This window comes from Vibrio sp. Vb1755, assembly GCF_033338635.1.
Lineage (GTDB): Bacteria > Pseudomonadota > Gammaproteobacteria > Enterobacterales > Vibrionaceae > Vibrio > Vibrio alginolyticus.
In genome coordinates this window covers 342654-366899 of sequence record NZ_JAWOTA010000001.1, presented here as the reverse complement: position 1 = coordinate 366899, position 24246 = coordinate 342654, and the positions used below count along the sequence as shown (strand labels likewise).

Here is a 24246-nt window from a genome sequence, read left to right as displayed (position 1 = left end):
ATAGAAAGCCCGAGGCAATCATCGCTTCGGGCTTTTTTTCAATTGTCACTTCGTGCTTACTGCGCACTTCGGATGTGATTATTCATCATCAAGAGGAACCAGCTTGGTGTTGCCGCCATGAACTTTCTCACGCTGCCTTTGCACCAGGGCGTAGAAGCCTGGGATCAAGAATGTACCTGCTAGAAGCACACACAATAGACCACCAATCAGCGACACGCCGAGTGAGTTTTGACTCACGTGCCCCGCACCAGCGGCAAAGATAAGCGGGAAGATACCCAGGATAAATGACCAAGATGTCATATTCACAGCGCGGAAACGTAACGTGCCTCCTTTAACCGCTGCACTATCGATATCAGCATCTTTTTCTTCACGCTCTTGCTTGGCGAACTCCACAATCAAAATTGCGTTTTTCGCCGCCAAGGCTATGAGCAAGACAAGACCAATTTGGGCATACAAGTTAAGCGGCGTGCCAGTTAGATTCAACGCAAGGAAGGAACCTAACGTTGCTACTGGGACCACCAAAATAATAGCCAGTGGAATACTCCAACTCTCATACTGAGCCACCATAAACAAGTAAATGAATATCAAAGCCAGCGCAAACGCATAAATGGCTTGGTTGCCCGCAAGCACTTCCTGATAAGCCATACCTGTCCATTCATACGTGTACCCTTGCGGAAGAACTTCAGCAGCAACGCGTTCCATTGCGGCAATCGCATCACCACTAGAGTAACCCGGAGCTGGTTGGCCTTGAATGATAGCACTGCGGTACATGTTGTAACGCCATGCCACATCAGGCTCAAACACTTGCTCGTAGCTCACTAGCGTACTTAACGGAACCATATCACCGTTCGAAGAACGAACATGGAAACGCTCTAGATCTTCCATGCTGCTACGGTGCTGGCTATCAGCTTGCATGGTTACGCGGAAGTTCTTACCAAACATGGTGAAGTCATTCACATAAAGCGAACCTAAGTTGCCTTGCAAGGTTTGGAAAATAGACGACAGCGAAATACCTAATTGCTGCGCTTTCTCACGATCGATATCAACGTAGTAGTGCGGAACATTCGCGCGGAACGTGCTAAACGTGTAGGCAATTTCAGGCGCTTGGTTAGCCGCTTGGATCATTTCTCCCATGACCATCGACAAGTCGGTACGACTTCGCCCTAGCGTGTCTTCAAGCACAAACTCAAAACCAGACGCAGCGCCCATACCTGGAACCGCCGGTGGTCCCATCGCAAAAACAACCGCTTGAGGTAACTCTGTCGCCGCTCGCCCGTTAATACGTGCCGCGATAGCATTAGCAGCGTGCTCTCCTTGCAGCGAGTTACGAGTATCCCAGTCATGCAATTTGATAAATACAGAAGCACCGTTTGATGCTGCTGCGCCTGTCATAAACGAGTAACCGTTCGCAACCGTCACACCATCCACACCAGGCTCTTCACCGATCATTTTCATTAAATCATTGGTGACTTCTTCAGTACGTGATAAAGAGGCTGAATCTGGTAGCTGTACGTTAACCAGCAAAATGCCTTTATCTTCTTGAGGAACAAACGCTGTAGAGGTGGTTTTCGCAAAGAAAGTGACCGCTGCGATAGCAACTATAAAGAACGTCACGAGCAGTAAAGACTTCTTCACCAAGAAACCAGCGATCTGGCCATAACGCGTAGTGATGCGCTCTAAGCCTCTGTTGAAAGCCTGGAACCAGTTAGCGGTATTGCCCCCACCCTGCTTCAATACCAGAGAACAAAGTGCTGGAGACAGCGTCAATGCATTGATGGATGAAATCACAACCGAAATACAGATGGTCAAAGCGAACTGGCGATACATGATACCGGTGATACCTGGCAGCATGGCGACGGGTATGAATACCGCAAGTAGAACCAAGGTCGACGTGATGATTGGTCCCGTTACTTCTTTCATCGCTAGCAACGTCGCTTTACGCGGTGAAATGCTTGGGTCTTTCGCCATGGTAGTATCGACGTTTTCGATAACCAGAATCGCATCGTCCACCACGATACCAATCGCAAGGATCAAGCCAAACAAAGTAACCGTATTAATGGTGAAGCCCGTTGCCTGCATGATGGCAAACGTACCAATCAGAGAAACGGGGATCGCGACAACAGGAATCAACGTTGCACGCGCACTACCCAAGAACAAGTAAGTTACAGCAATCACCAATAGAATCGCTTCAATCAGTGTTTTTACTACCCCTTTGATCGATTCAGATACGAACACGGTTGTATCGTAGCTGGTCTCGTATTCCATTCCCTCTGGGAAGTTTTTGCTCAAGCCTTCAAGGAGCTCCATGACGGCCTGACCACTTTCTAACGCATTCGCATCCGATTGAAGAGACAACGCAACGATTGACGCGTCCTGGCCACGGAACTTACCGTTACCATCGTAGAACTTTTTGCCTAGTTCAACGCGAGCAACATCTTTCAGATAAACCGTAGAGCCATTGGGATTAGCTCGAAGGACTACGTTCTCAAACTCACTCACGCTTTCCAAGCGACCTTTGGTCACAAGGTTAAACTGAACTTCTTGCGGATTGTTGTATGGTGCTGCACCTACACGCCCTGCCGCAACTTGAACGTTCTGTTCAGCCAAAGCGGCGTATACGTCTGACGTGGTTAGCTTAAGGTTGGCCATTTTTTCAGGATCTAACCAAACACGCATTGCGTATTCGCCACCACCAATCACGTTAACTTCACTGATACCTTTCGCACGAGCCAACTGATCTTTTACATTCAAGTTAATGTAGTTAATCAAGAACTGATCATCGTATTTGCCATCAGGTGAATAGAAGTTAAGTACCATCAGCAAGTCAGGTGAACGCTTTTTCACCGTCACACCAACCATGCGAACTTCTTGAGGCAGTTTTGACTCAATCTGTGACACGCGGTTTTGCACGTTAACTTGCGCCATATCTGGATCGGTGCCAACATCGAACGTGACGTTTAGGCTGTAAGAGCCATCGTTCGCGCTCTTTGAAGACATGTATATCATATCCTCAACGCCGTTGACTGAGGTCTCTATGGGGTCCGCAATGGCCTGCTCGACAACTTCCGCACTCGCGCCAGTGTAGTAAGCCGAAACGCTTACTGATGGCGGGCTTATCTGTGGATACTCAGCCACTGGCAAAATCGCCAGTGAGATCGCGCCGGCTAGCGTTAATATGATCGAAATAACCAGCGCGAATTTAGGTCTCTGAATAAAGAAACGACTTAACATAGTGCCCCCTACTGCTTATCTTCAGCAGGTGCTTGAAGGCGCACTTCTACACCATTACGCACACGTTGTAGGCCTTGTGTAATAACCGTATCTTCCTGATCGAGCCCTTCTCGAATGATAATGCCTTGTTCAACCTGAGGGCCAAGCTCGACGTTACGACGCTCTGCCACACTTCCCTCAGCCATCACCATCACAAAGTCACCTTCTAAGTCAGTCTGTACGGCACGTCGTGGGATAACAATAACGTCTTTCGTGTTCTTATCTCTCAAGTTCACTTTGATGTGTTGACCCGGAAGTAACTTCTGCTCTGGGTTTGGCACTAGCGCGCGCATAGCAATCGTACCCGTTTTGGTGTCAATACGATTACCTAAGAAATCAAGCTTACCAAGATGCTCAAAAAACTGTCCATTTTCCAGTTCAAGCTGAACTTCAACGCGGTTTGATTCAGCCGAGCCATCACCTTTTACTTGATCCATACCCATAGCTAAACGCTCACGCTCACTCACACTAAATGAGGTATGAACTGGATCTAAACTCACCAGAGTTGTCAGCACGCCAGATGACGGAGAAACCAGATCACCCGTACTCACTTTGGTATCACTAATACGTCCGCTAAAAGGTGCTCGGATTTGAGTATAGGAAAGGTTAACTTCAGCAAGTTTAAGTTGAGCATTTGCCGCTTCTAGCTCTGCTCTCGCACCAAGAAGTGCAGCTGTTAAAGCATCAAACTCAGATTGAGAGATACTACCGCGAGGCAACAAGTTTTTACCTCGAGTATGATCTAATTCGGCTTTTTTTAGCGCCGCTTTAGCTTGTGCAAATGCGGCTTTAGCACTCGCGACTTGGGCTTCAAAAGAAGATGGCTCGATAGAGTAAAGGAGCTGCCCTTTTTCTACCATTTGCCCCTCTTCAAAGTGACGAGCTTTTAAGTAGCCAGAAATCTGCGCGGTAATATTGGTATCTTCTACTGCTTCAATGCGACCGATATAAGACTTGCTCGGTTGGTAGTCGATAACCGTGACATCCTGAGTCACTACGAGAGGCGCTTGACCTTTCGTTTGGGCATTATTAGCTTCCCCGCATCCAGCGAGGATTGCTGTAGCCGCCATTAGTGCGACAAGTGGTTTCTTTTGCATGTATTTACCGTCTTTATAGAACAGGATATTGTTGAATTCCTATCAACCTTACTCCTTGCTGCCACTGAAAACTTCACTGAAAAGCGCCCAAGGTGTTTCTAAATGTAAACATGAGAAACAAAAGGAAAATAAAGTAATTTAGTTAACAGTGGTATTCAATGAGCAATATACATACAACTCAATCATAAACATTTAATATACGCCTTAGGAGATCGCGAATTTTAGCGTGTGCGTGGAAACACTAACGGGAGTATTGTATTCGGGCGTAAAGTGAGATTCAGTGCTCAAGATAAGAACGTTTTGTGGCTAAAAAGGTAAAAAGTGACGCCTTCATACTCAAGACCCCGATTTTGACTATTTTTTTAATATAAATGGGTTATCATTCAATTAATTCAACGCCTTCGACAGAGAGGATGACTATGATTTCTAAATGGGCGAAACGCTTTTACCAGATGGCAGAACTAGTGGCGTCTTGGAGTAAGGACCCATCAACACAAGTCGGTGCCGTTATTACTAAACAGAATCGCATTGTATCTGTTGGATTTAATGGCTATCCGCATGGTGTTTCTGACAGTGTCGACACCGATGAGCGCGAGTTGAAATACCTTAAAACACTGCACGCGGAAGAGAACGCAATTTTGTTCTCAAAACGTGACTTAGACGGATGTGATATTTGGGTAACGCATTTTCCTTGCCCTAACTGCGCGGCAAAGATCATTCAAACAGGGATCTCACACGTACACTGCCCTGAGCAGTCTGAAGACTTTTTATCTCGCTGGGGAGATAAAATCCAAGTCAGTCAAGATATGTTCGATCAAGCGGGTGTGAAAGTCGACTGGTTACCACTAGAAGACATTGAAATTGAAGACAAAGACGTGCGCTAGTATTCCATCTTAATAGTTAAATAGCCCAGGAAGATCTGGGCTATTTTGTTATTAAATCTGCAAGAGGTCTCGACGTAGTCTTTTAACTGTGTTTTTTCGCTGTGAGCTCAGCAATTTTGACAATAACGAGTACTGATTTTTCCATCATTTCAACAGAAATAAACTCATGAATTCCGTGGAAGTTAAAACCACCGGTGAAGATATTCGGGCACGGCAAACCCATAAAAGATAAACGAGCACCATCTGTACCACCACGAATAGGTTTTATAATCGGTTCCACATCACACGCTTCCATCGCTTGCTTTGCCAGCTCAATGATATGAGGGTAAGGCTCAACCATTTCTCTCATATTGTAATAGCTGTCTTTTATTTTTAGCTCTACAGAACCATGGCGTAAACCCGTGTTCATTTCATCGACGAGTTTCTGCATAAAGGCTTTTCGATCCTCAAGTCTTTGACGGTCAAAGTCTCTAATAATGTAACCTAGCTCGCTTCGTGCAACGCCCATTTCTGCCGATTTTAGATGGAAGAACCCTTCGTAACCTTCGGTTGTTTCCGGAGTTTGATCTTGGGGCATTTGAACTTGAAATTTCGCAGCCAAGTTCATCGCATTGACCATTTTGCCTTTTGCAGTACCTGGATGAACGCTAACACCATGAAAAATTACATCAGCGTTTGCTGCATTAAAGTTTTCGTATTCCAATTCACCTTGCGGGCCACCATCTATAGTGTATGCCCATTTCGCGCCAAATTTTTTAACATCAAACAAATCTGCACCACGACCGATTTCTTCATCCGGAGTAAAGCCGATACAAATGTCGCCGTGTGGAATGTCTGGGTTTTCCAGTAGCAGAGCTACCGCGGAAAGAATCTCTGCGATACCGGCTTTGTTATCCGCGCCAAGTAATGTAGTGCCATCGGTAGTAATAAGATTGTGGCCATGTAGGTGATGTAAATCTGGGTATTGCACGGGAGATAACACTTCATCCCCCAACCCTAATGCAATATCGCCACCCTGGTAATCTTCGATGAATTGCGGCTTTACGTTTTTGCCAGATGCATCCGGCGCGGTATCCATATGGGCAATGAAGCCGATAGGAGGAACCTCATAATCAACATTGGCTGGCAGTTTAGCCATCAAGTAGCCATTTTTATCCAAAGTCACGTCACTTAAACCAAGCTCGATCATCTCTTTTTTAAGTAACTCAGCAAACACAAGCTGACCAGGTGAACTTGGGCAAAGCGTCACATGTGGATTGGATTGGGTATCAAACGTGACGTATCGAAGAAATCTTTCAACTAAATGTTTCATATTTATTCTCATTGTTTTGTACGATGAGGCCTTATCACGCATTGATAAGCTGACGTTGCCTCATCAAACCTCACGCTATGTTACGCTCTTAGCTCAATAAGAATTTGCTTTGAATCATTTTTTGATAAGAAAGGCTTTTGCGCTTTGCTTTCGCTCATTGAAGCATGAATTTAATCTAAAAGTTCCTCAGCCAATACTCGCCACTCTTTAACCTTTTCACGAAAATGACGCCATTGCTTATCGGTCATCGAACGAGAAACATCTAATGTCAGTTGATCAACCAATGCAAAGTTAGAGTCAATATTCAGAGAAAGCTGCTCACTATAATAACTCTCTGGCTCGAACAAGAGTCGCATAAATATATCTTGATAAGTCACAACATTAGATTTGTTGTCGAACAAGTATTCGAGCTCTTGATATACCGTGGCTCGATAATCTCTCCATAAAGGGCTGTTTAAAATAACTTGCTGAGAAAATCTTTGAGCTAATTGACGCTGATTTCCTGATAGATTCCCCAGCCATTCTTCCATCCACTCTTCAGTGTTATCCAGAATAATTTCACGCACTTCGTCTTCTGTCTTATCGGCATATTTTGCGTTTCGCTCTTGATAATGTTCTTGTACATTACTCAAAAACTCGCGTTCTTGCTCTTTCGTTAATTGCAAACTTAACGCAAAAAGATCTGGTGCTGCTTTGCTGACCACTCTATCGTAATGCGCTCGCATTCTATCTCGATTTTTTTGTAAGTAATTTAAGGTGATATCGCTCGCTTTTAATCTCTCAAGGTCTTTTAAATGTTCGATATATAATGGTAACTCCTCTTTCTTGTGCCAGTCTGCCAACAATAATAAGCGCTCTTCCACTAGGACTTCTTGTTCCCCTTGCAACGAGACATAGTCCTCTAAGTAATCGAGCACGAACCAATCGATATTGCTGTATAAAAACTTTTTCGCACAACCGGCAAGCAGAAATACGAAACAAAATAGAAGGCCATAACGAAGCGCATTATTAGATACATCCTTTAATTTAGTCACTTATTCGTATTCCCTTTTCTGTTGATTAAGTTCTATACTCAACCTGTATCACTTAGTATTGCGGCAAACTTACACCAGTGTGACAAATATTGATTGCCACCTTAATAATATATAGAGTTTGAAATTAACTTTTTGATCACAGCTATCCGCAAAAAAGTGAGTTAGAGCGCAATTATCGGCTAAAAAACGTACCGAACGACGCTCCCTATAACGGCATATAATTTGCATGGATGTTTTTTGGATGGTTTATGGAGGCGAAGTATGGCAGCCGCTGAGCAACTTGATACCAGTGTAGAATATGAGATTCGATATTTTGAACAGGGGAAAATGCACTGCATGAGAGTCATTGCTGAAAGCAAAAAAGTGGCTTATCAGTACTATTTGGAGTGTGGTAAGCACAACAGTGACTTGTACTCTATTCGCCCAGACAAGTAAAAAAACCGCCTAACAGGCGGTTTTTTTATTCGTCAGAATCAATATAACTGGTTGATTTTATTTATTATTACAGATTCAAATCCAACAATGTTATTTGATGTCGCCAAAGCGCTCAAGATAAAGGACGGTTGCTGCAGTACGAGAAGGAACTTGTAGCTTTTTAAGTAAACTCTTCATATGTACTTTAACCGTAGACTCAGAGATAAAAAGACGATCGGCAATTTGCTTGTTGCGGAAACCTCTTGCCACCTCTCTTAAGATCTGCGATTCACGATCGGTCAGTGTATCAAACACGTCCTCTTGCTCTGAACGTTCACTCAAATACTTAGAAACTTCTTGGCTGTATGCCTTGTCCCCTTGATGTGCTTGTTTTAGCAACTCAACCAACTCATCAGGCTCAGTGTCTTTCAATAAATAGCCATCGGCACCACTTCGAACTATTGCTTCTATATCTGCTGGGCTATCCGAAACGGTTAGAATGACAATTCTGGCTTCACAGCCATCTGCACGCAGTGCTTGCAAAGTATCAAGGCCAGACATGCCTTTCATATTAAGATCAAGAAGTACAAGATCCAGTTCCAGCTCATGCGCTTTCGCTACTGCATCCGCGCCATTACTTGCTTCTGCAATGACCTCAAACTCAGGCTCAAAGCTTAAAAGCTGGTGGATACCTCTTCGCATGAGTGGATGATCATCCACCAGCATTACTTTACACACTGTCACTGTTTACTTCCTTACTATGTTGGAATTCTAATTTTACGGTACAACCTTTGTTTATCGATGCTTCGATGTGAAGATCGGCATGCAGTCTAGCGGCCCGCTCTTGCATGATACTCATACCGTAATGATTTAATTTTTCGTCTTGATGTTCAAAGCCTATTCCATCGTCGCTAACGGTTACTGTGACTTTTCCATCATTATCGAGACATTGAATGTGAATATTATCTGCTTGCGCATGTTTGATAGCATTAATTGCCGCTTCTCTTATCAACTGTAGTAAATGAACCTGCTGATGTGCATCCAGTTCAGTTGATGAAAGTCTATTTTTTAGCGTAATGTCCGCAGCAGTTTGTTCACTGAGCGTTTCAACCATGTCTTGCAATGCTTGGCCAAAACTGCCCTCTTTAATCGTAAGACGAAACGTCGTCAGTAACTCGCGTAACTGCGTATAAGCGGCAGATAAGCCCGTATCTAGCTCGGCAATAACTTGATTAGCCTGCGCGATCGCCTTTTCGTCAGGCAAGTTCTTTACGCTTCTCTTCAACAAAGCGACCTGAATTTTCAAGTAAGAGAGTGCTTGAGCCAATGAATCATGCAACTCCCGAGCAATAGTGGCTCGCTCTTCCATCAGCAGAATTTGTTCTGCTTGGCGCTGCGCCCGATTGTAATACACGGCGCGTGATAAAATCTGCACGAAGTTGTCAATAAGAGCCTCGTTCGGACAAGGTAACCCTGCTTTCCAATATAAATAGCCCAAGTGCTCACCATCTAGCATCAGGGCTTTACCGTGGCAATCTTCATCACAATCTTGGCAGCATTCTTCTCCTTCCATCAATATCCAGCTCGGTTCTCCCAGCTGCTCGATTTCAAGTTTGACCGCTTTAATGCCCTCAAGACTGACGATATGCTGCAAAATCGCCTGGAAATTGTCTTGATTAATACGCGACGCCGTGAGTTCTTTTGACGAGTCATACAGCACCTCTAAAGACTGGTTGGCATGCTGCAATTTACGTGTTTTCTCATCAACCGCTTGTTCTAATCCTCGGTACAACTTACCAAGGTCTGTCGCCATCCGATTAAAGGTTCGAGTCAGTATTCCCATTTCATTATCGCTAGATACATTGAGCGATATATTAAATGAGCGATTTTTAATTTGCTCGCTAGCAAAAACTAAAGCACGCAGAGGCCGAACAACTTCGAGGCGCACAAAATGAACGACAAACATACTGACACAAAGAATGCCACCCAACCCTAACCCGCCGATCCAGGCTAAGTTAATCAGTTTTTGCTCCGAAAAGCTTTGTAGCTTAAATACAAACTCATCGATTTGTTCAACAAAACCGGCCACTAGGAGTTGATATTCTGCCGGGTTGTCTCCTCTAAGCACCGCCTTGAGTTCATGCCATCTGATAATAAGACGGTAGTAATCGTGAGTGATGTCTTCTGGCACAGACCAATGCTGAAGCGCTTTCATTGAAGGTGAATATATCGAATGTTCAAATGCGTCAATATGTGAAGAATAGTCAACAGATTTAACCTGAATATCATTCGCCAGACGGTAGCTTTGCATTCGCATCGAGCCAGCAACATTGACGGCTTCAGCATCGTTCAAACTGGACGCTAACGTAAAAATCGCAAAACCAGTCGTAGCGACTGAGAGCAGCAAAATAAGAAGCATCGCGGACGCAATCGTGCGCGTCACCGACTTTTTCACATTTTTAAACAATCTGAGTTCCTCGCCCATTAACAATCCTATTTGTACGTGCAATGAACCCATTACCTTTCAACTTTATCAATATGTGATCACCTGCGACGGAATTTATTGATCCAAAACAATATTGCATACCATTTACCCCCTAAGAGGTATTTATACAAATATGTCAAAAACTACAATTTCGTTAGTTTAAATGACAGTTTATTAATGAAAATTGTGGACTATGCTTAGTTTGGGTTCCAAGTTTCGAGGTGACTAAGTGGTAGACCTTTCCAGAAGAAGACTCTTTGCAAGAAAAGCGCACCCCGACAACGCCGTACGTTTGCCTTGGTTAACTAAACCGCAACAGTTTACGGACGATTGCACTCGCTGCGGTAAATGCATTGAGGCCTGTGAAACAAAGATTATAACCAAAAGTGATGGCGGATTCCCCTCGGTCGATTTTTCCATCGATGAATGCACATTTTGCTATCAATGTGCAAACGCCTGTCCTGAGCCCCTTTTCTTGCCAGAAACAGAACAACCTTGGCAAGCAAAAGCAAGTATCAACGATAACTGCTTAGCAAAACAAAATGTCGAATGCCGAAGCTGTGGGGATATGTGCGACCCGATGGCAATTCAGTTCAAATTAGAACTGGGGAAAGTAGCACAACCCAATTTAGACCTTGATGAGTGTAACGGCTGCGGCGCCTGTGTTTCAGTGTGCCCGACTTCATCCATCAATGTGAGCAATACAACAGCCTAAGCCGAATGTCGTCGGCCAAAGGCAATAAAAATAAATGAGAGAGCTATATGTCACTAAATGAAGTGCATATTTCAAGTTTGGTAGTACATGTGCTGCCGGAACATTTGGACGAAATCAAACAAAAGATAGAAGCACACGAAAATGCGGAAATCTATGGTGACAGTCCTGAAGGCAAGATTATCGTCGTACTTGAAACTGAGAACCAAGGTTTCATCACAGACACTATCGATGCCATTAATAATTTACCGAACGTCTTAAGCACGGTATTGGTTTATCACCAAATCGAAACTGGGCTTGAAGAAACGGATGAAGAAGACACTGGAACACAACATTCCCAAATCGAGGGTGAAGTATGAAAATGACAAGACGTGCGTTTGTGAAAGCAAACGCGGCTGCATCAGCTGCTGCTGTCGCAGGTGTGACACTACCAGCATCTGCAGCCAACCTGATTGCAAGCTCTGATCAAACCAAAATCACATGGGACAAAGCACCTTGTCGTTTCTGTGGTACAGGCTGTTCTGTTCTTGTTGGCACTCAAAACGGCAAAGTGGTAGCAACACAGGGTGACCCAGAAGCACCAGTAAACAAAGGTCTGAACTGCATCAAAGGTTACTTCCTTTCTAAGATCATGTACGGTCAAGACCGTCTAACTCAACCGATGCTACGAATGAAAGATGGCAAATTCCACAAAGATGGTGAATTTACACCTATCTCTTGGGATGACGCTTTCGACATCATGGCTGAGAAATGGAAAGCTTCCCTCGAGAAAAAAGGCCCAACAAGCGTAGGTATGTTTGGCTCAGGCCAATGGACAGTAATGGAAGGCTACGCTGCGTCAAAGTTAATGAAAGCAGGCTTCCGATCAAACAACATTGATCCAAACGCTCGTCACTGTATGGCTTCTGCCGTTGTAGGTTTCATGCGCGCATTCGGTATCGATGAGCCAATGGGTTGTTACGATGACTTCGAGAACGCAGACGCTTTCGTTCTTTGGGGCTCAAACATGGCAGAGATGCACCCGGTTCTATGGACTCGCATTACTGACCGCCGCCTAAGCCACCCTCACGTTAAAGTGAACGTGCTTTCTACTTACTACCATCGTTCATTTGAGTTGGCAGACCACGGCTACATTTTCAATCCTCAGTCTGACCTTGCAATTGCTAACTTCATCGCAAACTACATCATCGAAAACGATGCAGTAAACTGGGACTTCGTGAACAAACACACGAACTTCACTCAAGCAGACACTGACATCGGCTACGGTCTACGTGACGATGATCCGCTACAAAAAGCAGCGAAGAACCCGAACTCTGGCAAACTCACTTCTATCTCATTCGAAGAGTACAAGAAATCAGTAGCGCCATACACAGTAGAAAAAGCATCTGAAATCTCTGGTGTTGAGAAAGAGAAGCTTATCGAGCTTGCGAAGCAATACGCGGATCCAAACACGAAAGTGATGTCTCTATGGACGATGGGTATGAACCAGCATACTCGTGGTGTATGGATGAATAACTTGGTTTACAACATCCACCTACTAACCGGTAAGATCTCGACCCCGGGGAACAGCCCATTCTCACTAACGGGCCAACCATCAGCATGTGGTACCGCTCGTGAGGTTGGTACGTTTGCTCACCGCCTGCCAGCGGACATGGTGGTTGCTAACCCTAAACACCGTAAGATTGCAGAAGACATCTGGAAACTGCCAGAAGGTACGATTCCACCAAAACCTGGCTTCCACGCCGTATTGCAAGACCGTATGCTGAATGACGGCGTTCTGAACTGTTACTGGGTTCAATGTAACAACAACATGCAAGCCGGTCCAAACATCAACACAGAACGTCTTCCAGGTTACCGCAACCCAGAAAACTTCATCGTTGTGTCTGACCCATACCCGACAGCAACAGCACAAGCAGCAGACCTTATTCTTCCTACCGCAATGTGGATTGAAAAAGAAGGTGCTTACGGTAACGCAGAGCGTCGTACCCAAGCTTGGTACCAACAAGTGGGCACAGTCGGTCAAGCAAAATCGGACCTTTGGCAACTAATGGAGTTCTCGAAACGCTTCAAAATGGAAGAAGTGTGGCCTGAAGAGCTTCTAGCGAAAGCGCCTCAATACCGTGGTAAAACAATGTACGACGTACTTTACCGCAATGGTAACGTCGACAAATTCCCTATCGAAGAAGCTCGTGAACTGAATGACGATGCTCACCACTTCGGTTTCTATGTCCAAAAGGGTCTGTTTGAGGAATATGCAACATTTGGCCGTGGTCACGGGCATGATTTGGCTCCATACGACCGCTACCATCAAGTACGTGGTCTACGTTGGCCTGTTGTTGATGGTAAAGAAACACAGTGGCGCTTTAAAGAAGGTTCAGACCCATACGCAAAAGAAGGTTCTGGTTGGGACTTCTACGGCAATGCTGATGGCAAAGCGAAGATCATTTCCGCGCCATACGAAGCGCCACCAGAAGTACCGAACGATGAATTTGATATGTGGTTATGTACTGGTCGTGTTCTTGAGCATTGGCACACAGGCACCATGACTCGTCGTGTACCTGAATTATACAAAGCAGTACCAGACGCAGTGTGTTACATGCACCCAGAAGACGCAAAAGCACGCAATGTTCGTCGTGGTGAAGAAGTACTCATGGCAAACAAACGCGGTGAAGTACGCGTTCGTGTTGAAACTCGCGGTCGTAACCGTCCGCCAAAAGGTTTGGTATTCGTACCGTTCTTTGATGCACGTATTTTGATTAACAAGCTTATCCTAGATGCGACTGATCCACTGTCTAAACAGACAGACTTTAAGAAGTGCCCAGTCAAAATCACTAAGATTGCTTAACCTTCAGATACTGAATGCTACGGCCGTCATTATGGCGGCCTAATAAAGAATTTAAGCCATAAAGGCGGAGATGAAATGATGAAAAAATTACTTGTCGCAGTTTTATCTGTAGGTGCGTTAGTGACAGGCATTGCGCAAGCTGAGTTGGATAATCCTGGTGGTATTGGTGGTCTAGAATCTTTACGTGGAATGTCTCAATTGGAAGATACGCGTCCAGCAGACGAGTTCAAAGACTTCCCTAAAGATCAAATCGTTGAAGACAGCTATGTTTATCAACCACCGTTGATCCCACACAGCATTCGTCACTACGAAATTTCGTTAAATGCTAACAAGTGTCTTGCATGTCATAGCTGGAAAAATGCAAAAGAGTCAGGTGCGACTAAAATTAGCGTAACGCACTATGTAAACAGAGAAGATGCGGTACTGGCAGATATGTCTCCTCGTCGTTACTTCTGTTTGCAATGTCACGTTCCACAAACGGATGCAAAACCACTAGTGGAAAACGAGTTTAAGGCAGTCGATTCGCTTCAGTAATTGAAACGCGAGTACTAAGAGGTTACTTATGAAAATACTTAAAGCGTTTTGGAAGAGACTGTCGAGCCCGAGTAAAGCTGCCGCTGGTGTGGTTTTATTTCTAGGCTTCGCTGGTGGCCTTCTATTTTGGGGCGCATTCAACACAGGTATGGAAGCAACCAACACAGAAGAATTCTGTTCTGGCTGTCACGCGCCGATCGTTGCTGAAATTCAAGAAACAATTCACTACTCCAACCGATCTGGTGTTCGTGCGATTTGTTCAGACTGTCACGTTCCTCATGAATGGACGGATAAGATCGTTCGTAAAGTACAGGCATCTAAAGAGCTATTTGCACACTTCGTAACGAAGACGATCGATACGCCAGAGAAGTTCCAAGAGCGTCGTGGACACCTCGCAGAGCGAGAGTGGGCACGTATGAAGAAGAATGACTCTCTTGAATGTCGTAACTGTCATGAGTTTGATTTCATGGATTACTCTCAGCAAGGATCACGTGCGGCAGAACAACACTCCACCGCTCTCGCTTCAGGCGAGAAAACATGTGTAGACTGTCACAAAGGTATTGCGCACAAACTACCAGACATGAGCGGCGTTGAAGGCTGGCACTAAGGAGACTTACCATGAGTACATTAGAATCTGTAATTTGGCATATCCTTGGCTACAGTGCTATGCCAGTGATTATTCTTTCCGGCTTTGTGGCGGTAGCAGCAATCTCTCTCTGGCTGCTGTCATTTGGTAAGGATAAAGAGGTGTAACGTAACGCATCTCTACTCGTCAACTAGCCTATTTGTTGACACTGAGCGCCGAGCAAATGCTCGGCGCTTTTTATTTATTGCTCAATGGTACTGCCAACAATAAATAAACAAGCAATCATACATAAAAAAAGCGACCATAAAGGCCGCTAAGATTTACTGCTATAGGGAGTTGTTTAAGATTCTTTTACTGGCAGAACCTGTTTGACGTATTGTCCTGGCGCTTCATCAATAACCGGATGGTTTTCTGAGCCAATAGGGAAAGGCTCAACTTGCTCTTTAGGGTTGAATTGGAGTAACCACTCGTTCCAGTGTGTCCACCACGATCCCTCTTTGTGTTCCGCGTTATTCAACCACTCATCAGCAGAGTCATCCAAATTATCGTTCAACCAATAACCATACTTATTTTTAGCTGGCGGGTTCACGATGCCCGCAATATGACCAGACTCACCGAGGACAAACGTTTTGTTGCCACCTGTGTTCAGCGCACCACGGTAAGTTCCCTGCCATAACGCAATATGGTCTTCTTTCGTTGACACAAAATAGCTAGGAATTTTGATCTTATTTAGATCAATCCACACTCCACCAATTTTGACGCCTTTATCTTGCACCAGCTTGTTCTCTAAATAGAGCTCGCGAAGCAAGAAATTGTGAGATGCAGCGCTGACGTTGGTGCTATCGCTATTCCAGTACAACAAGTCGAAATCAACCGGACTGTTACCCTTCAAGTAATTGTCGACGTAGTAGTTCCAGTACAAGCTGTTTTCACGCAGTAAACTAAACGTCACGCTTAAGGAACGGCCGTCCATATACCCTTTTGCGTTATTTTGCGCTTCAATTGCACTAACAATGGTGTCATTGATATACGCGCCGACTTCACCTGGTTGAGAGAAGTCGAGCAATGTGGTGAAGAAAGTGGCAGACTTAATGCGCTTCTTCATACGTTTTGCAGCGTAGTACGCAACCGTGCTTGCTAAAACAGTACCACCAATGCAATAACCAGCCGCATTGATTTGCTCTTGTCCTGTTATATCTTCAATTGCAGCGACGGCTTTCACTACGCCTTCTGTCACGTAGTCACCAAACTCTATGTGCGCTTGTGCCTTGCCTGGGTTACGCCAAGACATCATAAATACACTGTGCCCCTGCTCTAACAACCATCGAACCATTGAGTTCTTTGCTGTTAAATCAAGGATGTAGTATTTATTGATGAAAGGTGGGACGATGAGCAGCGGCGTCGCATTCACTTTCTCTGTTAGAGGTCGATATTGAATCAACTCAAACAATTCGTTTTGAAAAACCACATTGCCCTGTGTCGTCGCAACGTCATCGCCCACGCGGAATGCATTGTTATTCGTCATACGAATTTTTAAAATGTCTGCGCTCGACTCAACGTCTTCTTTCAACTGCTCTAAGCCTGCCAGTAAGTTTTGACCGTTTTGCTCAAGTGTCAGCTTCAAAAGCTCTGGGTTAGTGGCGATGAAGTTGGAAGGAGAAAGGGCGTTAATGGCTTGGCGAGAGAAAAAAATAATACGTTCTTTCGTCTTTTCATCTAAGCCTTCCAAAGACTCGATGGTGTCCAGATAGGTCTTACTAAATAAAAGGTAGGATTGTTTGATGAAGCTATACATGGCTTCATTTTGCCACGCTTCGTTTGAGAAACGCTTATCCCCTTTTTCAGCTTCGACGATTTGTGCTTGGTTCCCTGCCAATGCAACATTCTGCCAAATTTGCAGCTGCTGTTCCCACCACTGTGCTTGCAGCTTTAAAATCGCAGCAGGCTGATTCGCAGCTTGTTCGAACAGTTTGGCAGTATCCTCAAAGTTCACTTCTTGCATGGCCTTGTTTAAAGGAGAGTTCACGACTGCCTTGTTCACTTCGAAATCATGCCACCACTGATGATTGGTTTCCTGAAGCTTCACAAGATAGTCCGAAAAGAAGTGTTGAAACATAGTCTTACTCCTATATTCGGAAAAAACAACGCCGCCCAAATCTAGGGGCGGCGAGAATCGGACAAATTACGCTGGAGTAACAGTCTTTAGATTTTCCGAAGTCATTTTCTCAACGTCTTCTTTGAACTCTTTTGCAATCGCTTGAAGCTTGTTGCTGTCATCCATCATTTGTTGAGAAAGTTTAGTAAGTACGCTTAGTTGCTGACTGTTGAAAGCAGTCAATGACGTTACGTCTTTGATTTCTGTCGCTGCTTTCATCTGGTTTAGACCCACTTCACTGTATGTGCGAATGGCGTTCAATTGAAGCTCGGTCAACACTTCTACGTTTTTTGTCACTAGCTTGTTGAACTTCAAGTAAGGTTCTAGATTTTTTTCAGTTTGATCGCTAAATGTTTTGAAGAAATCTGTGTACATGGTTTGTCTCCTAGAGAAAGAATTAAAAATGTCCGTTTAAATAATTACTTAACTGTCTTTACAACCACAGCCGTGCCCATGCCGCCGCCCACACAAAGTGAAGCAACGCCATATTGACCATTTTGTTTATGAAGCTCGTGAACCAGCGTGACTAAGATTCGGTTTCCAGATGCACCAAGCGGGTGTCCTAGCGCGATAGCACCACCGTTAAAGTTCGCTTTATCTTGAATCGCGTTAACTGGAACTTGGTTTGTTTCCGCCAACTGATGAATCACGCCAAGTGCTTGCGCTGCAAATGCTTCGTTTAACTCGTAAACGTCGATGTCATTTACTGTGAGTTCCGCTTTTTCGAGTGCTTTATTGACCGACTCAACAGGACCTAGGCCCATGATCTTCGGATCAAGACCCGATTGCGCATAGCTTACGATCTCAGCAAGCGGCGTTAATCCATGCGCTTTAACTGCGCTTTCAGACGCCACGATAATCGCACTCGCGCCATCGTTAATGCCTGATGCATTACCCGCAGTCACAGTGCCTTCGCGGTCAAAAGCAGGACGTAGCTTGCTTAAGGCTTCCATTGTCGCGTTCGCTTTTGGGTATTCATCCGTATCAAACATCACGGTTTCACGGCGTTGCTTTACTTCCACTGGCACAATTTCGTCTTGAAATTTGCCAGCTTCGATAGCGGCTACCGCTTTCTGTTGGCTAGACAGCGCGTATTCGTCTTGCTGCTGGCGAGTTAAGCCGATTTGTTTTGCTACGTTTTCTGCCGTCACACCCATGTGATATTGGTTGTAAACATCGGTTAAACCGTCCGCTACGAGCAGATCTTTCAGTTCCAGATTGCCCATTTTGTTGCCATCACGAATGCTGCTTGGTGCAGCAAACGGAATCTGAGACATGACTTCAACACCCGCTGCAACAACGATCTCAGCATCGCCACTACGGATATGGGACACGGCATCCATGACCGTTTTCATGCCACTACCGCAAACCATGTTTACGCCATATGCAGGAATAGATTCAGGAATCCCCGCAAACAGTGCCGCTTGGCGGCCAACACCCATTCCTTGACCTGCACCAACAACGTTGCCAACAATCACTTCGTCAACCTTGTCGCCAGGCAACCTTGCCGCTTCCAACGCGCCTTTAATCGCTACTGCTGCCAGATCGCCAGCAGAAGTATTTTTCAGGCTGCCACCAAAAGCACCAATTGGAGTACGCTTCGCCGCTACGATAAATACTTTTTCCATCATCTTCTCTCCTTAGTGCATGTATAGGCCGCCGTTCACCGACAAAGTCTCTCCGGTGATGTAGGCGCCCGCATCGCTGACCAAGAAGCTCACTGATGCTGCAATTTCTTCTGGTGTCGCAAGACGTTTCATTGGAATTTGGTTCGTGATGGATTCCAGCACTTCTGGCTTCATTTGCTCAACCATTGGCGTACCCGTATAACCCGGAGCGATAACATTAACTGTCACACCCGAGCGAGCACCTTCGTATGCTAAGGCTTTAGAGAAACCGATCATCCCAGCTTTCGCCGCCGAGTAGTTTGCTTGACCAAACTGCCCTTTAAGACCATTGACTGAAGAGATATTGATGACACGACCACCGCCTTTTTCGCACATTGCAGCAAAGAGGGGTTGCGTAACGTTGAATAAACTATTGAGGTTGGTATTAATGACATCATTCCAAGCTTGCGCAGTCATCCTTTTAAACACGCCATCACGTGTGATTCCTGCGTTGTTGACAACAACATCAATGGTTCCTTCCTCCCCAAGCAATTGCGCCAATTTCTCTGCACACTCTGTCGTGTTTGTTACATCCAACTCAAAAAGGCGAACCTGATCTTTGGTAAACCCTTTGCTGTTGAACCACTCCAGCGCACATTCGTAGTTACCTGTGAAATAAGTAGCGATTACACGGTAACCGTCATTGACTAATTGAGAGGAAATAGCAGAACCAATTCCGCCTTTTGATCCAGTGATCAAAGCGACTTTCTTCATTGAAGACTCCATTCTTAACGGCATTTAAAAAGCAAACTTAATACACTGATGAAATAGTTCACCAACTGACGTGTTTATTTATTCTTTTGACAACCAATCCCGTGCTGCCTTTATTTTAAGTTAACCTAGAAATATTACATTTCAAATAAAAAACTCACCCAATTGCATAAGATTGATTTAGATCTCATTACCCGTGAAATGTTATAAAATGGTTAATTTTACATAAGTCATTGTTTTAAATCACACTTCCACAAAAGCCACACCAACAGAAATAGAAACATAATTATTAAATATCATGCACTTACATACAGAATGGTAGACGTTACATTATGTCATGATTTAAGATCTGAATTTTAAGCCTATATGATTACAACAAACTTGAGATTAGAATAATAATTCAATTATCAGTAAAAATAATTATCAAACATATCATTTAATTACTGCATTTAATGATAATTTAGTTATCAATTCGATTATTTTAATACAGTGATGATTAATACCGATAAAATATAATAAATTAAATATATTTAATCTAAAAATGATATAAGAGCTTGTCTCATATTGGTGCAATACGCACTATTATGACGCATAGATTAAAATATAATTTCATTTTAAATTTATATATTCGAAGAACATCAACTAGCTACTAGCGAAAGTAATCGTTCGCTTTGTAGTAGCATCCTTTTCCACTTTGCACTATCTTTGTGGCTTCTCTTTAATCACTAAATCATCAACAGATATGAATCTTGCATTGCTCAGTATGTTCATCCCTACTTTCTTTTTTGTCTCAATCACGCCTGGTATGTGCATGACTCTCGCCCTAACGTTAGGTATGAGTATCGGTTATCGTCGCACGTTATGGATGATGATAGGAGAACTTCTCGGTGTCGCGCTGGTGTCAGTCTCTGCGGTGTTAGGTATCGCTGCGATTATGCTCAATTATCCTTGGATGTTTATCGCGTTAAAGTTCATTGGTGGCGGTTATTTACTCTATCTTGGAGTTGAAATGTGGCGGTCGCGAGGGAAACTTGCGATTAATGTCGACAACTTAGAAACACCAAAGAGTGACAATATCGCACTTATCATGCAAGGCTTCGTTACCGCAATCGCAAACCCAAAAGGCTGGGCATTTATGATTTCTCTTTTACCGCCTTTTATAGACCAAAACGCAGCACTTGCACCGCAACTGATCATACTTGTCTCCATTATTTTACTGTTTGAGTTCATTTGCATGTCTCTGTACGCTACTGGTGGTAAAGGGTTGAAACACGTATTAGGTCAGTCTAAGAATGTACGCCTAATGAACCGTATCGCAGGCACTTTAATGATGGGAGTTGGTGTCTGGTTGCTACTAAGCTAAGGCAAACTGGAAACAATGAAAAATATTCTGAATAAAATCGCTAAAGTCATGGGTGAAGTATTGGACTTTCAAGCCCGAGTTTGGGTTGTGAACGTCTATAGCGGTGAGCATAAAGGCGAGTCTTATGTCGTTAATGAAGATGCTTTCTCTGTACCTCTTCAGTGGATGAAGAAGAAAGGCTACCAAGAGTCGATGTTGAATAAAGTCGAAGCAATGAAGCGCTCACAAGTCTTAGAGTTCGATTTGGGACTTGTGAAACATCGCTTGATGCGCGTGAAATAAGCACAAAAAAGCGCCACTCAAGATGAGTGGCGCAAGCACTTTTACCTTAAAAGAACGATGCTATGGCGCAGCGTCGATCTCAACAGGCAGATAATGTTTCGGCTCCAGTTTCAACCACTCCGGCAGCACAGTACCAATCGAAATCGAAGACCATGTACCCGACAGAACGCCAATAAACATGGCGGTTGAGAAACCAGCCAAAGGCGCTCCTCCCATAATCCATAATGCACCAACAGTGATCAATGTCGTACCAGATGTCACCATAGTGCGTGAAAACGTCGCGATAACAGCTTGATCATTGATGTCTTCTGTTTTCCAACTCTGTTTCGCAATCAACAGCTCACGGATTCGGTCTGCAATGATGATCGAGTCATTCAATGAGTAACCTAAAATTGCTAACACCGCTGCAAAAACGGTTAAGTTGAACTCCATTTGAGTAATTGCAAAGAAACCAAGCACTAAGATCACATCATGGGCCAAAGCAAACAGTGAACCACTGGCCAAACGCCACTCAAAACGGAAACACAAGTAACCGAGAATACTCAACACACAAATCAACAATGCTAAGCCACCTTGTTCAAACAAGTCTTGGCCAACTTGAGCGCCAACTATACTGTTGCTGACAACATCAACTTGGTGAGAGATTGGCTTCAACACCTCTTCTACACTTGGCAACGTTTGTCCATCTTCCGGCGCAGAGTAACGAATCACCCAACGGCCATCTTCACCAGAGCGTGTCACTGACGCAGATTCACCAAGCTTTGGTTGCAGAACGTCAAGCAGATCATGGTTAGTTAGCTGCTTATCTACCTTTACTTCTGTCACCATACCGCCAGTGAAGTCCAAACCTAGGTTCAACCCTTTAAAGCCTAGAGCGACGATCGCGATCACCGTTAAAATGATGGAAACTAGCGTAGTAAAGTAGCGAATTTTACGAATATTTTGTTTTAGCATTTCGACCATGATTAAACCCTCACATCACGACGGGCATCGCGGCCCCAAATTAAATTGATCATTGCTCGAGAGGCAAATACGCCTGTAAACATACTGGTTAACAAACCTAATCCGAGTGTTAAGGCAAAGCCTTGGATTGGGCCATTACCGATGGCGTACAAAATCACGGCGGTGATCATGGTAGTAATGTTGGCATCAAGGATGGTCGAGAATGCGCTGTCAAAGCCAAGGTCAATCGCTTGAGCGAAGCTGCGACCTTCACGCATTTTGTCCTTAATACGTTCGAAAATAATAACGTTGGTGTCCACTGCCATACCGACGGTTAACACTAAACCGGCAATACCCGGAAGCGTTAGAACCGCTCCTGGTAACAAGGCGATTAAGCCAAGCAAACAAAGCATGTTGGCACAAAGCGCCACGTTTGCTACCCAACCTAAGCGGCGGTACCAAAGTGCCATAAAGGTCAGTGTTAAACCCATACCTAAAGCCAGTGCTGCAAAACCGTTTTCAATGTTTTCTGCACCCAGAGAAGCACCGATTGTTCGCTCTTCCACAATAGTAACCGGCGCAGTTAGTGAACCCGCTCGAAGTAATAGCGCTAACTGCTGTGCATCGTCCATGCTACCTGCACCAGTAATACGGAACTGGCTACCAAGTTGAGATTGAATAGTTGCGACGCTGATAACGCGCTCACTACGCTCAGTTACACCGCGATCGTTTGTTTTGTACTCTCGGTAAACGGTCGCCATTGGCTTGCCGATGTGAGTTGCTGAGAAGTCACTCATTTTCTTACCACCAGCGTGGTCAAGAGAAATATTTACCTCTGACATGCCCATTTTGTCGACACCAGCACGAGCGTTCACGATGTGCTCGCCCGTTAGAATTGGTCGTTTTGCCAAAATCACAGTACGACCGTCATTATCTTGAAGAACAAGATCTTGGCTGCTGTGTGCTTGGCTCGCATCTTTCACTTCATAAAACGCCAAGCTTGCTGTTGCACCAATAACGTTTTTCGCTTGAGCAGGATCTTGTACACCAGGGAGCTCAATTCGAATGCTCTCTTTACCTTGGCGTTGCACTAGTGCTTCTGTGATACCAAGTTCTTCAATACGACCACGCATGATCTTCAGGTTTTGTTGAAGAGTCGACGATTGAAATTCTTGGATATTTTGTTCACTCGGTTCAAGCACAAAGCCACGAGATGAACTTTTTGAAATCCAGCCCGGGTAGTTTTGACGCAAGAACTTGTTTACTTCCGACAATGCTTGCTCGCTGTCACTGTTTACCGTAATTCGGTTGCCGCTTTCTGCTCGAACTTGCACACCACGAACACGTTGATCACGCAGATTCGCTTTGATTTCATCAATCAACGCATCACGTTGTTCTTCAAACGCTTTATTCACATCAACATTCAACAAGAACTGAACGCCACCACGAAGGTCAAGACCGAGCTTAATTGGGCTAAAGCCCATCTCATTTAACCATTCTGGCGCAACCGATACGTATGAGAAAGTGATGCTGTCGTCTTTATTTAGCTCTTTGTTTAACAACGCACGAGCTTTACTTTGCGCATCTTCACCATCGAATACAATGGTTGTTTTGCCGTCTTTTTCGATGATTTTGTCGGCTGAAATATGGTTGGTTTTTAGCAGTTGATTCAGATGAACAACCGACATTTCGCTGTTGTTTTGATCCGCAAACGTCAACTGGATAGAAGGCTGTTCACCAAACCAAGTTGGTATAGCACTTAGGGTTAAAATAATGACTGTCGTGATTAATACGACATATTTCCAAGCTGAGTAGTGATTCATCAGCTTTCTGTTCTTTTGCTGCTTTGGTGTTTTTTTCATGTAAACATCATCCCTTCACAATGAAGTGAAGCTTTTAATAATAAGGCTTAACACACGACAGATGCTCCCAGAATAAATTCAGGGTATGAAA

Annotated in this window: 22 protein-coding genes; 10 read left to right on the top strand and 12 right to left on the bottom strand. The window is 44.4% G+C overall.

Annotated features, from left to right (window positions below; all coding sequences use genetic code 11):
• Window positions 1–78: 78 nt before the first annotated feature.
• The gene (gene vmeZ / locus R7E00_RS01730) at window positions 79–3231 is read right to left on the bottom strand and encodes a multidrug efflux RND transporter permease subunit VmeZ (RefSeq protein ID WP_262606150.1); all 3153 of its coding nucleotides are present in this window, start codon (window positions 3229–3231) and stop codon (window positions 79–81) included.
• Between the two features lie 8 nt (window positions 3232–3239).
• Entirely contained in the window at window positions 3240–4367 is a 1128-nt protein-coding gene (gene vmeY, locus R7E00_RS01725; protein WP_213915843.1) for a multidrug efflux RND transporter periplasmic adaptor subunit VmeY, read from the bottom strand.
• A 419-nt stretch (window positions 4368–4786) separates the two neighbouring features.
• Between vmeY and R7E00_RS01720 the strand changes: the two genes are divergently transcribed.
• Complete coding sequence (locus tag R7E00_RS01720; protein ID WP_005373515.1) at window positions 4787–5251, top strand: dCMP deaminase family protein; 465 nt, start codon at window positions 4787–4789, stop codon at window positions 5249–5251.
• A gap of 82 nt (window positions 5252–5333) precedes the next feature.
• Here R7E00_RS01720 and pepT read toward each other — a convergent pair whose 3' ends face one another.
• Together pepT and R7E00_RS01710 are read right to left on the bottom strand one after the other, a co-directional pair.
• On the bottom strand, window positions 5334–6563 hold the full coding sequence (pepT, locus tag R7E00_RS01715; RefSeq protein WP_031781280.1) for a peptidase T: 1230 nt from the start codon (window positions 6561–6563) through the stop codon (window positions 5334–5336).
• A gap of 170 nt (window positions 6564–6733) precedes the next feature.
• Entirely contained in the window at window positions 6734–7597 is an 864-nt protein-coding gene (locus R7E00_RS01710; RefSeq protein ID WP_262606151.1) for a DUF6279 family lipoprotein, read from the bottom strand.
• Between the two features lie 261 nt (window positions 7598–7858).
• Here R7E00_RS01710 and R7E00_RS01705 point away from each other — a divergent pair, with 261 nt between their 5' ends.
• Window positions 7859–8032, top strand: a complete 174-nt coding sequence (locus R7E00_RS01705; protein ID WP_005373524.1) for a hypothetical protein — start codon at window positions 7859–7861, stop codon at window positions 8030–8032.
• A gap of 90 nt (window positions 8033–8122) precedes the next feature.
• Here the strand turns inward: R7E00_RS01705 and R7E00_RS01700 are convergent, their stop codons facing one another.
• Window positions 8123–8737: a response regulator gene (locus tag R7E00_RS01700; protein WP_031777156.1), complete on the bottom strand. Its 615-nt coding sequence runs from the start codon at window positions 8735–8737 to the stop codon at window positions 8123–8125.
• 4 nt (window positions 8738–8741) lie between these two features.
• Window positions 8742–10478 (bottom strand): nitrate/nitrite two-component system sensor histidine kinase NarQ, encoded by a 1737-nt coding sequence (gene narQ, locus R7E00_RS01695; protein WP_025767926.1) that lies wholly within the window; start codon window positions 10476–10478, stop codon window positions 8742–8744.
• A 247-nt stretch (window positions 10479–10725) separates the two neighbouring features.
• Here narQ and napF point away from each other — a divergent pair, with 247 nt between their 5' ends.
• From napF to R7E00_RS01665, 6 genes are all read left to right on the top strand, one after another.
• On the top strand, window positions 10726–11211 hold the full coding sequence (gene napF / locus R7E00_RS01690) for a ferredoxin-type protein NapF (RefSeq protein ID WP_005373529.1): 486 nt from the start codon (window positions 10726–10728) through the stop codon (window positions 11209–11211).
• 47 nt (window positions 11212–11258) lie between these two features.
• Window positions 11259–11567, top strand: coding sequence for a chaperone NapD (locus R7E00_RS01685; protein WP_005373535.1), 309 nt, complete (start codon window positions 11259–11261; stop codon window positions 11565–11567).
• On the top strand, window positions 11564–14053 hold the full coding sequence (gene napA, locus R7E00_RS01680) for a periplasmic nitrate reductase subunit alpha (RefSeq protein WP_005389060.1): 2490 nt from the start codon (window positions 11564–11566) through the stop codon (window positions 14051–14053). Before R7E00_RS01685 ends, napA begins: the two co-directional genes overlap by 4 nt.
• Before the next feature lie 78 nt (window positions 14054–14131).
• The gene (locus tag R7E00_RS01675) at window positions 14132–14587 is read left to right on the top strand and encodes a nitrate reductase cytochrome c-type subunit (protein ID WP_005389061.1); all 456 of its coding nucleotides are present in this window, start codon (window positions 14132–14134) and stop codon (window positions 14585–14587) included.
• A gap of 28 nt (window positions 14588–14615) precedes the next feature.
• A complete protein-coding gene (locus tag R7E00_RS01670) occupies window positions 14616–15194 on the top strand; it encodes a NapC/NirT family cytochrome c (protein ID WP_005373542.1) in 579 nt (192 codons plus the stop codon).
• A gap of 11 nt (window positions 15195–15205) precedes the next feature.
• Window positions 15206–15340: a TIGR02808 family protein gene (locus R7E00_RS01665; protein ID WP_005373546.1), complete on the top strand. Its 135-nt coding sequence runs from the start codon at window positions 15206–15208 to the stop codon at window positions 15338–15340.
• A 173-nt stretch (window positions 15341–15513) separates the two neighbouring features.
• Here R7E00_RS01665 and phaC read toward each other — a convergent pair whose 3' ends face one another.
• From phaC to R7E00_RS01645, 4 genes are all read right to left on the bottom strand, one after another.
• Complete coding sequence (gene phaC, locus R7E00_RS01660) at window positions 15514–17289, bottom strand: class I poly(R)-hydroxyalkanoic acid synthase (protein WP_017819891.1); 1776 nt, start codon at window positions 17287–17289, stop codon at window positions 15514–15516.
• Window positions 17290–17355: 66 nt separating this feature from the next.
• On the bottom strand, window positions 17356–17703 hold the full coding sequence (locus tag R7E00_RS01655) for a phasin family protein (RefSeq protein WP_005373550.1): 348 nt from the start codon (window positions 17701–17703) through the stop codon (window positions 17356–17358).
• Between the two features lie 44 nt (window positions 17704–17747).
• Entirely contained in the window at window positions 17748–18956 is a 1209-nt protein-coding gene (locus R7E00_RS01650; protein WP_258456933.1) for an acetyl-CoA C-acetyltransferase, read from the bottom strand.
• A gap of 12 nt (window positions 18957–18968) precedes the next feature.
• On the bottom strand, window positions 18969–19709 hold the full coding sequence (locus tag R7E00_RS01645; RefSeq protein WP_025767929.1) for an SDR family oxidoreductase: 741 nt from the start codon (window positions 19707–19709) through the stop codon (window positions 18969–18971).
• Between the two features lie 739 nt (window positions 19710–20448).
• Here R7E00_RS01645 and R7E00_RS01640 point away from each other — a divergent pair.
• The gene (locus R7E00_RS01640) at window positions 20449–21069 is read left to right on the top strand and encodes a LysE family translocator (protein WP_021035942.1); all 621 of its coding nucleotides are present in this window, start codon (window positions 20449–20451) and stop codon (window positions 21067–21069) included.
• A gap of 15 nt (window positions 21070–21084) precedes the next feature.
• A complete protein-coding gene (locus R7E00_RS01635; RefSeq protein WP_017635186.1) occupies window positions 21085–21351 on the top strand; it encodes a hypothetical protein in 267 nt (88 codons plus the stop codon).
• Between the two features lie 60 nt (window positions 21352–21411).
• On the opposite strand, the gene secF is transcribed toward R7E00_RS01635, so the two are convergent.
• On the bottom strand, window positions 21412–22314 hold the full coding sequence (gene secF, locus R7E00_RS01630) for a protein translocase subunit SecF (protein ID WP_005373567.1): 903 nt from the start codon (window positions 22312–22314) through the stop codon (window positions 21412–21414).
• A 2-nt stretch (window positions 22315–22316) separates the two neighbouring features.
• Window positions 22317–24155 (bottom strand): protein translocase subunit SecD, encoded by a 1839-nt coding sequence (gene secD, locus R7E00_RS01625; protein WP_258481910.1) that lies wholly within the window; start codon window positions 24153–24155, stop codon window positions 22317–22319.
• Window positions 24156–24246 lie beyond the last annotated feature (91 nt).

What these genes read in the sequence shown, in the direction of transcription:
- vmeZ (WP_262606150.1), bottom strand. Translation starts at nt 3,231, where the DNA reads ATGTTAAGTCGTTTCTTTATTCAGAGACCTAAATTCGCGCTGGTTATT.
- vmeY (WP_213915843.1), bottom strand. Translation starts at nt 4,367, where the DNA reads ATGCAAAAGAAACCACTTGTCGCACTAATGGCGGCTACAGCAATCCTC.
- R7E00_RS01720 (WP_005373515.1), top strand. Translation starts at nt 4,787, where the DNA reads ATGATTTCTAAATGGGCGAAACGCTTTTACCAGATGGCAGAACTAGTG.
- pepT (WP_031781280.1), bottom strand. Translation starts at nt 6,563, where the DNA reads ATGAAACATTTAGTTGAAAGATTTCTTCGATACGTCACGTTTGATACC.
- R7E00_RS01705 (WP_005373524.1), top strand. Translation starts at nt 7,859, where the DNA reads ATGGCAGCCGCTGAGCAACTTGATACCAGTGTAGAATATGAGATTCGA.
- R7E00_RS01700 (WP_031777156.1), bottom strand. Translation starts at nt 8,737, where the DNA reads ATGCTGGTGGATGATCATCCACTCATGCGAAGAGGTATCCACCAGCTT.
- R7E00_RS01685 (WP_005373535.1), top strand. Translation starts at nt 11,259, where the DNA reads ATGTCACTAAATGAAGTGCATATTTCAAGTTTGGTAGTACATGTGCTG.
- napA (WP_005389060.1), top strand. Translation starts at nt 11,564, where the DNA reads ATGAAAATGACAAGACGTGCGTTTGTGAAAGCAAACGCGGCTGCATCA.
- R7E00_RS01675 (WP_005389061.1), top strand. Translation starts at nt 14,132, where the DNA reads ATGAAAAAATTACTTGTCGCAGTTTTATCTGTAGGTGCGTTAGTGACA.
- R7E00_RS01670 (WP_005373542.1), top strand. Translation starts at nt 14,616, where the DNA reads ATGAAAATACTTAAAGCGTTTTGGAAGAGACTGTCGAGCCCGAGTAAA.
- R7E00_RS01665 (WP_005373546.1), top strand. Translation starts at nt 15,206, where the DNA reads ATGAGTACATTAGAATCTGTAATTTGGCATATCCTTGGCTACAGTGCT.
- phaC (WP_017819891.1), bottom strand. Translation starts at nt 17,289, where the DNA reads ATGTTTCAACACTTCTTTTCGGACTATCTTGTGAAGCTTCAGGAAACC.
- R7E00_RS01655 (WP_005373550.1), bottom strand. Translation starts at nt 17,703, where the DNA reads ATGTACACAGATTTCTTCAAAACATTTAGCGATCAAACTGAAAAAAAT.
- R7E00_RS01650 (WP_258456933.1), bottom strand. Translation starts at nt 18,956, where the DNA reads ATGGAAAAAGTATTTATCGTAGCGGCGAAGCGTACTCCAATTGGTGCT.
- R7E00_RS01645 (WP_025767929.1), bottom strand. Translation starts at nt 19,709, where the DNA reads ATGAAGAAAGTCGCTTTGATCACTGGATCAAAAGGCGGAATTGGTTCT.
- R7E00_RS01640 (WP_021035942.1), top strand. Translation starts at nt 20,449, where the DNA reads ATGAATCTTGCATTGCTCAGTATGTTCATCCCTACTTTCTTTTTTGTC.
- R7E00_RS01635 (WP_017635186.1), top strand. Translation starts at nt 21,085, where the DNA reads ATGAAAAATATTCTGAATAAAATCGCTAAAGTCATGGGTGAAGTATTG.
- secF (WP_005373567.1), bottom strand. Translation starts at nt 22,314, where the DNA reads ATGGTCGAAATGCTAAAACAAAATATTCGTAAAATTCGCTACTTTACT.
- secD (WP_258481910.1), bottom strand. Translation starts at nt 24,155, where the DNA reads ATGAAAAAAACACCAAAGCAGCAAAAGAACAGAAAGCTGATGAATCAC.